This window comes from Arthrobacter crystallopoietes (assembly GCF_002849715.1).
Taxonomy (GTDB): Bacteria; Actinomycetota; Actinomycetes; order Actinomycetales; family Micrococcaceae; genus Crystallibacter; species Crystallibacter crystallopoietes.
The window spans coordinates 2779611-2791978 of the sequence record NZ_CP018863.1 but is presented as its reverse complement, the minus strand read 5'-3'; the positions used below and the strand labels follow the sequence as shown (position 1 = coordinate 2791978).

The following is a 12368-nucleotide window of genomic DNA, read 5'->3' as shown; positions in this document are numbered from 1 at the left end:
TGTTTCTCCCAATGATTGAACTGACTCAACTGGATCCGCCTGTCTCCTTTGCCCGTACCGAGCGGAGCGATCGCGCTCCGCTGCGCGTCGGCCTGGTCCAGCACCGCTGGCATGCCGACCCGGAGCAGACCAAGGCCGAACTCGCCGAAGGGATCGCCCGCGCGGCAGCCCTCGGCGCCGCCGTCGTCTTCCTGCCTGAACTCACGCTGTCCAAGTACCCGGCGGATAAGCTCCCCGAGGGCCGCGCCGCGGAACTGGCCGAAGACCTCCTGACCGGCCCCACCTTCACTTTCGCTGCAGAGGCCGCCCGCGCCAACAATGTGTGCGTGCACGCCTCGCTGTACCAGCGCGCCGATGACCCTGCCGACGAGCTCGGCCTGAACACCGCCATCCTGGTGTCGCCGCAGGGCGAACTGCTGGCCACCACGCACAAACTCCACATTCCGGTCACCGCCGGCTACTACGAAGACAAGTATTTCCGTCAGGGCCCGGCCGGCGAGGACGCCTACACGGTGCACGAGCCCGCTGAACTGGACGGTCTGCGGCTGGGCATGCCGACCTGCTGGGACGAGTGGTTCCCCGAACTCGCGCGGATGTACTCGCTCGGCGGCGCGGAACTCTTGGTCTACCCCACGGCCATCGGCTCGGAGCCTGATCACCCGGACTTCGACACCCAGCCGCTCTGGCAGCAGGTCATCGTGGGCAACGGCATTGCCAACGGCCTGTTCATGGTGGCCCCGAACCGCTGGGGCAACGAGGGCACCAACACCTTCTACGGCTCCTCCTTCATCTCCGATCCCTATGGCCGCATCCTGGTGCAGGCTCCGCGGGACGAGTCGGCCGTGCTGGTGGCGGACCTCGATCTGGACCAGCGCAAGGACTGGCTGACGCTCTTCCCGTTCCTGACCACCCGCCGCCCGGATACCTATGCCCGGCTGACCGATCCGGTCCGCGCGGACCAGCCCTTCGGCACGCCCACTTCGGCGCAGCCGGCAGCAGGATCCGTGGCAGCAGCCACCGCAGGAACGGTGGCCTGACCATGGCTTGGAAGATGCCCGCCGAAACGGCCGAGCAGTCCCGCATCTGGATGGCTTTCCCGCCCGGCGGCTACACGCTGGGCGACACCGAGGAGCAGGCCCATGCCGCCCGCTCCACCTGGGCCGCCGTGGCCAACGCCGCCGCCGAATTCGAACCGGTCACCATGGTGGTGGATCCGGCCGACACCGCCACCGCGCGGGACTACCTCTCCTCCGCCGTCGAAACGGTCACCGCACCGCTGAACGATGCGTGGATGCGGGACATCGGCCCCACCTTCGTCACGAACGACGACGGCGCGCTCGCTGCGGTCGACTGGGTGTTCAACGGCTGGGGCCAGCAGGACTGGGCCAGCTGGGACAAGGACGAAAAGATCGCCGCCCGCGTGGCCGAACTGGCCGGCATCGAACGTATCGCCTCCGCGCTGGTCAACGAGGGCGGCGGGATCCAGGTGGACGGCGAAGGCACTGTCCTGGTCACCGAGACCGTCCAGCTGGACCCGGGCCGGAATCCCGGGGCCACCAAGGCACAGATCGAGGCCGAGCTGGCCCGTACCATCGGTGCCACCAAGGTCATCTGGCTGCCGCGCGGGCTGACCCGCGATTCCCAGCGCTACGGCACGCGCGGGCATGTGGACATTGTGGCCGCGATCCCCTCGCCCGGGACGCTGCTGGTCCATGCCCAGAACAACCCGGAGCATCCGGACTATGAGGTCAGCCGCGAGATCATCGCATTCCTCCACGGCACCACCGACGCCGCCGGCCGGAGCTGGAACATCGTCGAGGTGCCCGCGCCGGAAACGCTGCGGGACGACGAGGGCTTCGTGGACTACAGCTACATCAACCATCTGGTGGTCAACGGCGGCGTCATCGCCTGCACCTTCGCGGACCCGACGGATGAAAAAGCGCTGGCCATTCTCGCCGACGCCTACCCCGGCCGCCGCGTCGTCGGCGTGGATGCCCGCGAACTCTTTGCCCGCGGCGGCGGCATCCACTGCATCACGCAGCAGCAGCCCCGCACTTCCCGAAAGGCCATGACATGAGCCAGACAACACGCACCGCCCCGGCGGCCCGGACCGGCAAGGGGCTCGCCAGCGGGCAGCTCGGCCTGCTCGCCGTCGTCGTTATTGGTATTTCCACCATCGCCCCGGCCTATGTGCTGACCTCCACCTTGGGTCCCACAGTGCAGGCCATCGGCACCTACCTGCCGGCCATCTTCATAGTTGGCTTCGTGCCGATGTTCCTGGTGGCGCTGGGCTACCGCGAGCTGAATGCGGACTCGCCGGACAGCGGCACCACGTTCACCTGGGTGACCAAGGCGTTCGGACCGTTTGTGGGCTGGATGGGCGGTTGGGGGCTGCTGGCCGCGAACATCATTGTGCTCTCCAACCTGGCCGGCGTGGCGGTGGACTTCTTCTACCTCTTCCTCTCCCAGCTCACCGGCTCGCAGGCCATTGCCGAGCTCGCGGCGAACAAGGTAGTCAACGTGCTGACCTGTCTGGTGTTTGTGGCGCTGGCGGTGTGGGTTTCGTGCCGCGGCGTGAAGACCACCAAGACCGTGCAGTACGTGCTGGTGATCTTCCAGCTGGGCGTGCTGGCTTGGTTTGTGCTCGGCGCGCTGGCCAAGATCGGCACCGTCCCGGAGACGCAGCCGCTGGCGTTCGACTGGGAGTGGTTCAACCCGTTCGGCATCGAGAGCTTCTCCGCCTTCGCCGCCGGGCTGTCGCTCTCCATCTTCGCCTTCTGGGGCTGGGACGTCTGCCTGACCATGAACGAGGAAACCACCAACGGCAAGCGGACCTCCGGCATCGCCGCCGCGGTTACCGCCGTCGCCGTTCTGGTCATCTACCTGCTGGGCTCCGTTGCGACCATCATGTTCGCCGGCATCGGGGACACCGGGCTGGGGCTGAACAATCCGGACATTTCCGAAAACGTCTTCACCGCCATCGCCGGCCCGGTCATGGGCCCCTTCGCCATCCTGCTCTCGCTGGCCGTGCTCTCCAGCTGCGCGTCCTCGCTGCAGTCCACCATGATCTCGCCCGCCCGCAGCCTGCTGGCGATGGGCTACTACAAAGCGCTGCCGGAGCGCTTCGCGCGGATCAACCCGCGTTTCCAGTCGCCGGTGTACGCCACGGTGGTGGCCGGTGCCGTGTCGGCGGGCTTCTACACACTGATGCGCTTTGTCAGCGATAACGTCCTGAACGACACGATCATGGCGCTGGGCCTGATGATCTGCTTCTACTACGGCCTGACCGCGCTGGCCTGTGTCTGGTATTTCCGCCGGACGGCTTTTGTAAATGCACGCAGCTTCCTGTTCCGGTTCCTGTTCCCGCTGCTCGGCGGCCTGGCGCTGGTGGTCGTCTTCCTCCAGACCGCGGTGGACAGCTGGGATCCGGCCTTCGGCAGCGGCTCGGAGGTCTTCGGGATCGGGCTGGTGTTCATCATCGGCGTGGGCATCATCGCGCTGGGCCTGGTGGCGATGCTGCTCTTCTACCGGCGCAACCCGGAGTTCTTCCGGGGGCAGACGCTTGAGCAGGATTCTCCGGCCCTGGTGGTGCCGGAGTAGTTCCTGGACCGTCACTTCGATAAAAGGGTGCTGCCGCAAGCTGCGGCAGCACCCTTTGTTGTACCTGTGCCTAGGCACGGGGCCTAAGCCCCGGGTTAGGGGTAGAGGCCGCGGGTGAGGTGGGCTTCCGCCACACGCTCAACGGCCGTCACGGTTGCCGCCTCGCGCAGGCTCAGGCCACGTCGGGCAGCGACGGCCAGCACGTTCTCCCACGCGGCCAGCATGCGCTGTTCCAGCCGCTCTTCGACCTCGGCGGCGGTCCACCAGTAGGCCTGGTTGCCCTGCACCCATTCGAAGTAGGACACGATCACGCCACCGGCGTTCGCGAGGATATCGGGCACTACCAGCACGCCGTTCTCGCGGAAAACAGCATCAGCGGCAGCCGTGGTCGGTCCGTTGGCGCCTTCGACGACGACCTTTGCCCGTACCCGTCCGGCATTCCCGCCATGCAGGACACCTTCGACGGCGGCCGGCACCAGCAGGTCGACCTCCAGTTCGAGCAACTCTCCGGAGCCGATGGCGTCAGAGCCCTCGAATCCGACCACACTGCCCGTTTCGCGGACATGCTCGGTCAGCGCCTTGATTTCCAGCCCGGCTGCGTTATAAATCGCGCCGTACTGGTCTCCAACAGCGACGACGGCGACGCCGGCTTCGGCGAGGAATTCCGCCGCACCTGCACCAACCTTGCCGAAGCCTTGCACGGCGGCGGTGCTGCCTGCCGGGGTGATGCCAGCCTGCCGGAGGGCGGCCAAGGCAACGTGGACCACGCCGCGTGACGTCGCGCTGGCCCGGCCGAGGGAGCCGCCCACGCTGACAGGCTTGCCGGTCACGACGCCGGGCACCGTGTAGCCGACGTTGACGGAGTAGGTATCCATCATCCACGCCATGGTCTGTTCGTCGGTTCCGATGTCCGGAGCCGGGATGTCCTTTTCGGGGCCGATCACCGGCAAGATTTCGCTGGTGTACCGGCGCGTCACGCGCTCAAGTTCCTGCTGCGAGTAGTTGCGCGGATCAATGGTGATCCCGCCCTTGGCCCCGCCGTAGGGCACATCGAGAAGGGCGCACTTCCAGGTCATCCACATCGCCAGCGCACGGACCTCGTCAAGCGAAACCTCCGGACTGTAGCGCAGACCGCCCTTGGCCGGACCGCGCGAGAAGTTGTGCTGCACGCGGTAACCGGTGAGGATTTCCACGCTGCCGTCGTCCCTGCGCAGCGGGATGCTCACAGAGAGTTCGCGGCGTGGCCGGGCCAGCATCTGGTGCAGTCCGGAGCTGTAGCCGAGGGTGCGCACGGCCGAGGCCAGCTGGCTTTGTGCGCTCCCCCAAGGGCCCGCGTCTGTGCCGGGGGCGGCCGGCACCTGGGCGGAATCGTTCGAGGCCTGCGGTGATAAAACAGTTGTCGTCATTGACGTTTGATCCTTATTTATCTGGATGGCGGATAGCTGCCTTCCTGAGGCTATAAGGACAAAAGAGGAACGTCAGTGGGCGAGTGCACAGCAGTCCGCCGCGTTGTTGTGGCCAGCTACAGCGCGCCTGAGCACCGGCTAGCCGCCCGGATCTGCGCCGCCCCATTGCAGCCCGCCGGTAGGGCTCATAGGGTGGAAAGATCCCCAAGCGAAGGAGCGACCATGTCTACCCCACGCGAAGAAAACACCCCCAACCTCGACGACGTCATCGACCCGCAGGAAGACGCGTTGCCCCAGTCGACACGGACCGGCCACGGCAAAATGCCCGAAACCGTGGACGACGACGATCTGCAGGCCGCCGCTGAACAGGAGCGCGTGGCGGCGGGGCTGCAGGACTACGCACCGGGCCAGGTGCCGCCGGCAGCAGATCCGCTGCCCGAGGAAGCCTCCGATGAGGCCGACCGTGCCCAGCGCGGACTGAGGGACAATCCCGGCACCGACGTCTAAGCAAACCCAGGCTTGGCGGCGGTCTTTACCGCCGTCGGGCGCTGGCGCACTGCACGCAGAACCGCGCTTCCGGCCGGACTTCGAGCCGCTCGCGGGGTATCTCTCGCCCGCAGTTCTCGCACGTGCCGTAGGTGCCCTTCTCGAGGCGGTCCTCGGCTTCCAGCAGTTCGGCGAGCGACTTCTCGGTGCCGTCGAGCAGCGCAACCTCACGGGCGCGTTCGAGCGTGAGCGTTGAACCCTCCGGGTCGTGCTCGTCGTCGGCCGGAATATCGTGCGCGGCCAGTGTCGCCTCGTGAATGTCCGCCGTCAGCCGGTCGATCTGCAGGCGGGCCTCGGCGATCTTTTCCTCCAGCAACTGCCGGTACATTCCTTTATCCGCCGTGGCTGCCGTGGACCCTACATCCAGCGCATCGCTCATGACGCCACCATCCTCTCGGAGTTATGAGAGCATCATAGTCCCCTCCGGCGTCGTTATATCCGTCTTGCGGCACCTCTGTTATGCGATCGTTCCGCAACCGTCACCGGCCCTCCCCTTGACCGCTTCCGGCTCGGTAACGCACGCTGAAGTGAGGACCCGGCGGCGCCGCTGACCGGGCAAAAATCGCTCGATTACGGGGTGCGGACTGACATGGCGGAACGGGAGATCCAGACCGATGTCCTGGTGGTCGGAGCGGGACCGACCGGATTGATGCTGGCCAACTGGCTGGCCAAGCTCGGCGTGCCCATGCTGGTGGCCGACGGCAAATCGGAGCCCACGCGGGAGTCCCGTGCCCTGGGCCTGCAGGCCAGAAGCATGGAGATCTACGACCAGCTTGGCGTGATCGACAAGGTTCTCGCCGAGGGCACCGTCGCGCAGAAGCTGGTCTTCGGCTACGAAGCGCGCGAGCTGGGACGCGTTCCCATCGGGCGGCTGGGCCGCGGCGTGACCCCGTATCCCGGCGTCACTTTCCTGGAGCAAAGCCGGAATGAGCAGCTCCTGGTGGACAACCTCAAGGCGCTCGGGGCAGACGTGCTCTGGCAGCACCGGCTAACAGCTTTGGAGGTGGATCGGTCCGATCCGCTGCCGGTGACGGCAACGTTGGTGACCGACGACGGCGGGGTGCGGGTCCGCGCGCAGTACTGCGTGGGCGCCGACGGCGGCTCCTCCACGGTGCGTTCGGCGCGCGGCATCGCGTTCGAAGGAGTCACCAACGCGCACACCTTCTACGTCTCGGATGCGACCGAGGTCCGGGGGCTCGCCCTTGATGCGGTCAATATCCGGCCGGGCACCGAAGACTTCCTGCTCGGTTTTCCGATGGGCGGTGACTCCGACGTGCGGCTGATCGGCACGGTGCGGAACTCCGACATCGCCGGTGACGAGCTGTCCGAGGACACGGTGCGCCGGCGCCTGCAGCGGATCTACTCCGTCAGCTACGGACCGTCGCGCTGGTATTCCACGTATAAGGTGCACCACCGCACCGCGGCGGTCTTCCGCGACGGGCCCGTGTTCCTGGCGGGCGACGCTGCGCACGTGCACTCCCCCGTTGGCGCCCAGGGCATGAACACCGGGTTGCAGGATGCGCACAACCTTGCCTTCAAGCTCGCGGACGTATTGCAGGGCCGGGCGTCCGAACGCTACCTCGACCGCTACGAGGCCGAACGGCGTCCCGTTGCGCGCCGGCTAATCTCGACCACCGACCGGCTGTTCGGCATCATCACCTCCGCCCGTCCGGTGCCCCGGACGCTCCGCAGGCTGATCCTTCCCGTGCTCGCACCGGTGGCGACGAACATCCTGCCCAGGCTTAAGGGAGCCCCGCGCCTGTTCGAGTACGTCTCCCAGGTGCGGATCCACTACTGGATGAGCGATGAAGCCAAGGAAACCGCCAACGGCCGCCGCGGCAAGGTAGTCGGGCGCCGGCTGCCCTACACCGGTTCAAACTTCGAGACACTCCGCTCGCTCACCTGGCAGGTCCACGCCTACGGCGGGATCGACGACGTCGCCGTCCACCACGTCCGTTCCGCGCTGGGCCTGGACGTCCATGACTTGCCGCTGAACGGCAACACGAAGCTGCAGCCGGGGTACTTCTATCTGGTCCGGCCGGACGGTTTTGTCGCAGCCGAGTCCCTGCCGGTCAACGCCGTCTCAACGTTCACCGCCGCGATGGCACGGTAAGCCCGAGTCGGGGCAGCACCCTTCCGGCTACAGCGTACGGCCGCACCGGAGGACCGGCCGTTACTCAGGATTTGGCAGGACGCACCGGATGCTCGCTGATGATGGAGAGCCGGTTGAAGGCATTCATCGTCAGCGTGATCCAGCTGACTGCAGAGAGCTGGTCCTCTGTAAGGCTTTTGCGGGCAAAAGCGTAGGCCCGGTCCTGGCTGTCATGGTCCGGCAGCTCGGTCAGCGATTCGGCGAGGGCCAGGGCGCCCTGTTCCTGGGCGGTGAACAGCTGGGTATCCCGCCAGGCCGGCAGGACGGCGATCCGCTGGATGGTTTCCCCGATGGCCAAGGCATCCGCGACATGCATGTCCAGGCAGTACGCACAGCCGTTGATCTGGGACACCCGGATGTTGATCAGCTCGGTGAGGATGCGGTCGATCCCGGCGGCATCCGCGGCCTCGCGGGCCTTGAGCCCCAGGCCGTTCAGCGCCCGGTAGGCGGCCGGATGCTGCTTGTCGATGAAAATCCGCTCCCGCGTCACTTGCTCCACCGGGCCTCCTCGGTCTCGGCCTCTCCCTGCGCAGGGACGTCCAGTACGTCGTCGTACTCGTGGTGTTTACGTACGAAGGCAGCGATGTAGGGGCACAGCGGGAGGATCCGGCGGCCGCTGGATTTCACGTCGTCGAGGGCGAAGCGTGCCAGTTTAGAGGCCAGCCCCTGGCCGGAATAAGCGTCGTCGACTTCGGTGTGGACGAACACGACCTGGTCCTGTCCGGGCTGCAGCCGTCGGTAGATGGTGAATCCGATGGTGGCATCGCCGTCGCGCAGTTCATAGCGGTGGCGCTCGGGCGCGTGGGCCACGGTGATCTCCCGGGCCTCGGCGGCAGTTTCGTTGGACATGGTGTTCCTCTCCTCGATGGATAAGTGGCGCGCCCGGAGGGCGGCGCTGACGTTGCTGCTAGCGGCGCGGGCGGATGCGGGCATTGGGCAGCGTCGGGGCGGGCAGCGGAGCCAGGGTATTGCCCACCACGGTGCCGAACTGGTTGGTCGCCGCGGCTGCGGCCGGATGCGCTTCGGCCCCGATCTCGGCCTGCCAGTTGGCGCGGAATTCTACGACCTCGTCGTGGTCTCGTCCGACAAAGTTCCACCACATGACGATCGCTTCGCCCATCGGCTCGCCGCCAATCAGCAGCAGCCGGACGGGCTCGTCCGTCTCCGAGGTCAGCTCGATTTCCCGGTGCCCGGTGGGCAGGTAGGCCAGCTGGTCGGCGGTGGCTGTGGCACCGTTGAAGCGGACGGTGCCGCTGTCCACCAAGACGCCGTATTCGAAGGATTCCTCGACGTCGAAGACGGCGCTCTGTCCCGGTTTCAACAGAAGTTCCGCTCCAAGCAGCGGCGAATGCAGTGCCACCGGAGATACGCTGCCGGCGAGCGAACCCATAAAGACGCGCAGCTCATAGGCGTCGGTGCTGACCGGCTCCGGCGCGTAGTGGTCGAACCCGGGATCGGTGAAACGGGCGTGATCCGGCAGCGCCACCCAAAGCTGGGCGCCGTGCAGGACTGTTGTTTCGGCGGTGGAAACCTCGGAGTGGCAGATGCCCCGCCCCGCCGTCATCAGGTTCAGTTCCCCGGGTCGGACAAACGCGTGGAAACCGGCGCTGTCGCGGTGTTCGATCTCGCCGGTGAACAGCCAGCTCACCGTCTGCAGGCCGGTATGCGGGTGCGGTGGAACGCGCATGCCACCGGTTTCGGCCACCTCGTCCGGACCGTAGTGGTCCACGAAGCACCAGGCGCCGATCAGGGAGCGCTGCCGCTGCGGCAAAGTGCGCCGGACGTTCATCGCCCGCGGGCCGCCGAGCGGCACTTCGCGCGGCTCCAGCAACTCCACGCGCGACTGGGCTACGCCCACTTCCGCCTTGTTCCCGCAGAGCATTTCCTGCGGATGCGGCTCCAGGTTACTCATTGCCCAACGCCCTTTCCCTGCACACGTGTACATGCAAACACATGTACATCCTACGCTACGCCGTCCGGGGCATGCCTAATGCTGTTCCTGCTGCTGTCTCGACCTGGGGACAACCATCATGGGCGAGGCTCCGTGTTGAAGGACGGCCTGGCTGACGGAACCCAACAGCAGCCCGGGAAAGCCGCCGTGTCCGCGGGTTCCGAGCACCAGCAGATCCGCAGTCTGCGTGGCCTCGACCAGGATCTCGGCAGGCTTGGCAATGTAGAACTGCCAGCTGGCCTTGACCTCGGGATACCGGGAGCGGACTTCCGCCAGGACCGTGTCCAGATCATGCGCGACTTCCTGCCGGAACCGGCTGGCGCCTTCGGCATGGTCCAGCCAGACCGAGTCCCGGTAGTACGGAGCGCGGGTGGAAACCAAGGTCAGCGCCTTGGCATGGAACTGCGCCGCTTCCGCTGCAGCCCAGAGGGCCGGATTCTTCGATCCGAGCGCATCCATGGCCATGACAATCTGGCCTGCATAGCTCCAGGACTGGCTCTCGTCGTCGGGGTGTACGCCCTCGGCGCTCATGCCATCCGGGGCCGAAACCAGCCAAGGAACCGGTGCCGTTTCCGTCCTGCGGGCAGGCACTGCACTGCGCTCCGCTTCCGCGCGGCCGGCGTTCCGGGCGGCGTTCCGGGCTGTATCGGCCGCTTCGGGAATCACCACGGTAGGGCACTTCGAGTGCGCCGCCAGCCCCGAGGAGACACTGCCGATCAGCCGGCCGGCGAACCCGCCGCGGCCCCGCTTGCCGACCACCGCAAGCGCGGCGGACTTCGAGAGGTCCACGAGCACGCCGCCGGGATTCCCCGCCACCACGCGGGACTCCACCGTCACGCCGTGGTTCTTGGCCCGCTCGAGGGCTTCCTGCAGCATGGACTCGCCCCGGCGGGTCTCAAGCTCGACGTATTTGCCCTCCACCATAGGATCGGCAATGTTCTGGGCCGGCGAGAACGCAGTCACCAGCCGCAGCGGCCAGCCGCGGAGCCGGGCCTCGTCGATGGCCCAGTCCAAGGCGCGGCTGCTCGCCGGCGATCCGTCATAGCCCACAAGTACAACGTCTTCCATGACTCAACCCTAGGCGTCCTCACGCTGGCTGAGTAGAGGGCAGGCACTGAAGGCAGCGGAGCAGGCCCGTTCCGGCGCTCCGCTGCCTGCAGTGGATCGGGAGTCGAAGCCTTAGCGGCCGGCGAGCTCCATGCCATTCCAGCCGGTTCCCACGGTGACCCGTCCGGCCCACCTGGAATCATTCGCCTGGTAGTAATACAGAACGCCGGCATTGGATCGGGCCAGCAGCCCCTGGGTGCCCGGCCCGTTGTAGCCGCGGATCGAGGTCAGCGCGGTCATCGGGTTCCACCCACCGTTGCCGATGATCCTGCGGCTCTCCGAAACAAACTTTCCGCTGCCGTTGGTGCGGTAGAGCTTCAGCTGGCCGGCAGAGGTGCGTGCCACGATGTCGGTGTTTCCGTCCTTGTCCCAGTCGAGCTGGTTGATGGTCAGGGACTTCCAGCCGGTGTCCACCTGGGTCCGCGCCGAGAGCTTCCCGCCGGAAAGGTTCGGGTAGTGGAACAGGATGCCCGACCCGCTCTTGGCGACCACAGAGGGGTAGCGGTCCGTTTTCTTCCACTTCCCGACCGTGACCTCGTAGCCGGCCCAGCCGCTGGCGCCGATGGTGGTGGCGCTGGAGAAACCGCCGCCGGGCTTGCCGGGGTAGACACTGAGTTTGCCGCTCTCCCACTCGACCACGATGTCCATCGTCTAATCCGCGTTCCAGTCCGCGACGTGCACTTCCTTCGCGTTGCCAAAGCCGGAACCGATCTTCCACGCGGAGGAATTCGCGTTGTTCTTACCGATCCCGTAGTTCCACAGCACGCCCGCCTGGTCCACGGCAACGATGTCCCCGGCGGACTGGATGGACGGTCCCGCAGGAGCACGAACAGCGGCAGGAGCCGGGGCGGGTGCCGGCGCAGATACCGTGGAGCCGAAGAACGCCGATGCCGTGTCGTACTGCCCGGCCGGAGGCGTACGGAACTTGAAGAAGTTCACCGTGCCGTACATCTTCACGCGCCCGTTCGCGTCCTTCTTGATCGAGATGCCGACGCCGATCGTGTCATACGCCGGGTCGCTCATGATCCGGTTGTGGCCGGGAGAGCCGATCCACTGGTCCACCAGCCCCTGGCCCCGGGTATCCGTCCTGTAGGCGATGATTTCGCCGGCGTTGGACCAGCGCTCGGCAACGCGCGGATCCTGGGCGTAGCCGGGGTTGTGCTTGAAGTCGCCGGTACTGGCCATCTTGTCCGACCAGTCCTCGGACAGCTCGGAGACGGTGGCATTGAACTTGACCGGCTCGAGGCCCTTGCTTGCCCGGAACTTGTTGATCCCGTTGAACACGTCGATGATCTGCTGCTTGTTCGCGGTGTTGAGCCTGTCGCCCGCGGCCAGCGGAACAACGACGCCGGCACCTTGGTTCGGCTGCACGGCGGCCAGGGCGGCGGGTGCGGGTCCCACAACGGCCGCGGCCGCCACGGAGGCCCCGAGAGCGAGGGACATTAATGCTTTAAGTTTCGACACTGTCTTTATCCTGTTTTTCCTTGGGGAGGGTCACAACGACGGCGGCGCGCCACGCTAGGTGGGGCGCCGCCGTCGTTAGCTCACAAAACCATAACGAATGCGCACATAATGACCCAAAGATCCTTGTCAGCACCCGTCATCT

At 66.5% G+C, this 12368-nt stretch carries 13 protein-coding genes; 5 read left to right on the top strand and 8 right to left on the bottom strand.

What is annotated here, in order from left to right; translation table 11 throughout:
• Positions 1-11: 11 nt before the first annotated feature.
• Genes AC20117_RS13130 through AC20117_RS13120 form a run of 3 tightly spaced genes read left to right on the top strand, consistent with a single transcriptional unit; the run spans position 12 to position 3600 of the window.
• Positions 12-1037, top strand: a complete 1026-nt coding sequence (locus AC20117_RS13130; RefSeq protein ID WP_074699349.1) for a nitrilase-related carbon-nitrogen hydrolase — start codon at positions 12-14, stop codon at positions 1035-1037.
• Between the two features lie 2 nt (positions 1038-1039).
• Positions 1040-2077 carry an agmatine deiminase family protein gene (locus tag AC20117_RS13125; protein ID WP_074699350.1) on the top strand — a complete coding sequence of 346 codons (1038 nt, stop codon included), beginning with the start codon at positions 1040-1042 and terminating at the stop codon, positions 2075-2077.
• The gene (locus AC20117_RS13120; protein ID WP_074699351.1) at positions 2074-3600 is read left to right on the top strand and encodes an APC family permease; all 1527 of its coding nucleotides are present in this window, start codon (positions 2074-2076) and stop codon (positions 3598-3600) included. The genes AC20117_RS13125 and AC20117_RS13120 overlap by 4 nt, the downstream gene beginning before the upstream one ends.
• 95 nt (positions 3601-3695) lie before the next feature.
• Here AC20117_RS13120 and AC20117_RS13115 read toward each other — a convergent pair whose 3' ends face one another.
• Positions 3696-5006: a Glu/Leu/Phe/Val family dehydrogenase gene (locus tag AC20117_RS13115; protein ID WP_074699352.1), complete on the bottom strand. Its 1311-nt coding sequence runs from the start codon at positions 5004-5006 to the stop codon at positions 3696-3698.
• A gap of 222 nt (positions 5007-5228) precedes the next feature.
• On the opposite strand from AC20117_RS13115, the gene AC20117_RS13110 reads away from it, so the two are divergent.
• A complete protein-coding gene (locus AC20117_RS13110) occupies positions 5229-5513 on the top strand; it encodes a hypothetical protein (RefSeq protein WP_074699353.1) in 285 nt (94 codons plus the stop codon).
• A 25-nt stretch (positions 5514-5538) separates the two neighbouring features.
• On the opposite strand, the gene AC20117_RS13105 is transcribed toward AC20117_RS13110, so the two are convergent.
• Positions 5539-5931, bottom strand: a complete 393-nt coding sequence (locus AC20117_RS13105) for a TraR/DksA family transcriptional regulator (RefSeq protein ID WP_083339561.1) — start codon at positions 5929-5931, stop codon at positions 5539-5541.
• 198 nt (positions 5932-6129) lie between these two features.
• Between AC20117_RS13105 and AC20117_RS13100 the strand changes: the two genes are divergently transcribed.
• Complete coding sequence (locus AC20117_RS13100; RefSeq protein ID WP_211482276.1) at positions 6130-7665, top strand: FAD-dependent monooxygenase; 1536 nt, start codon at positions 6130-6132, stop codon at positions 7663-7665.
• A gap of 64 nt (positions 7666-7729) precedes the next feature.
• Here the strand turns inward: AC20117_RS13100 and AC20117_RS13095 are convergent, their stop codons facing one another.
• The 6 genes from AC20117_RS13095 to AC20117_RS13070 form a co-directional block, all read right to left on the bottom strand.
• The gene (locus tag AC20117_RS13095) at positions 7730-8203 is read right to left on the bottom strand and encodes a carboxymuconolactone decarboxylase family protein (RefSeq protein WP_211482277.1); all 474 of its coding nucleotides are present in this window, start codon (positions 8201-8203) and stop codon (positions 7730-7732) included.
• Positions 8191-8553 (bottom strand): GNAT family N-acetyltransferase, encoded by a 363-nt coding sequence (locus tag AC20117_RS13090; RefSeq protein WP_074699355.1) that lies wholly within the window; start codon positions 8551-8553, stop codon positions 8191-8193. Before AC20117_RS13090 ends, AC20117_RS13095 begins: the two co-directional genes overlap by 13 nt.
• Positions 8554-8611: 58 nt before the next feature.
• Complete coding sequence (locus AC20117_RS13085; RefSeq protein WP_074699356.1) at positions 8612-9616, bottom strand: pirin family protein; 1005 nt, start codon at positions 9614-9616, stop codon at positions 8612-8614.
• A gap of 75 nt (positions 9617-9691) precedes the next feature.
• Entirely contained in the window at positions 9692-10723 is a 1032-nt protein-coding gene (locus tag AC20117_RS13080; protein ID WP_074699357.1) for a universal stress protein, read from the bottom strand.
• Positions 10724-10834: 111 nt separating this feature from the next.
• On the bottom strand, positions 10835-11410 hold the full coding sequence (locus AC20117_RS13075; protein ID WP_074699358.1) for an FG-GAP repeat domain-containing protein: 576 nt from the start codon (positions 11408-11410) through the stop codon (positions 10835-10837).
• 3 nt (positions 11411-11413) lie between these two features.
• Complete coding sequence (locus tag AC20117_RS13070) at positions 11414-12226, bottom strand: CAP domain-containing protein (RefSeq protein ID WP_139186739.1); 813 nt, start codon at positions 12224-12226, stop codon at positions 11414-11416.
• Between the last annotated feature and the right edge of the window lie 142 nt (positions 12227-12368).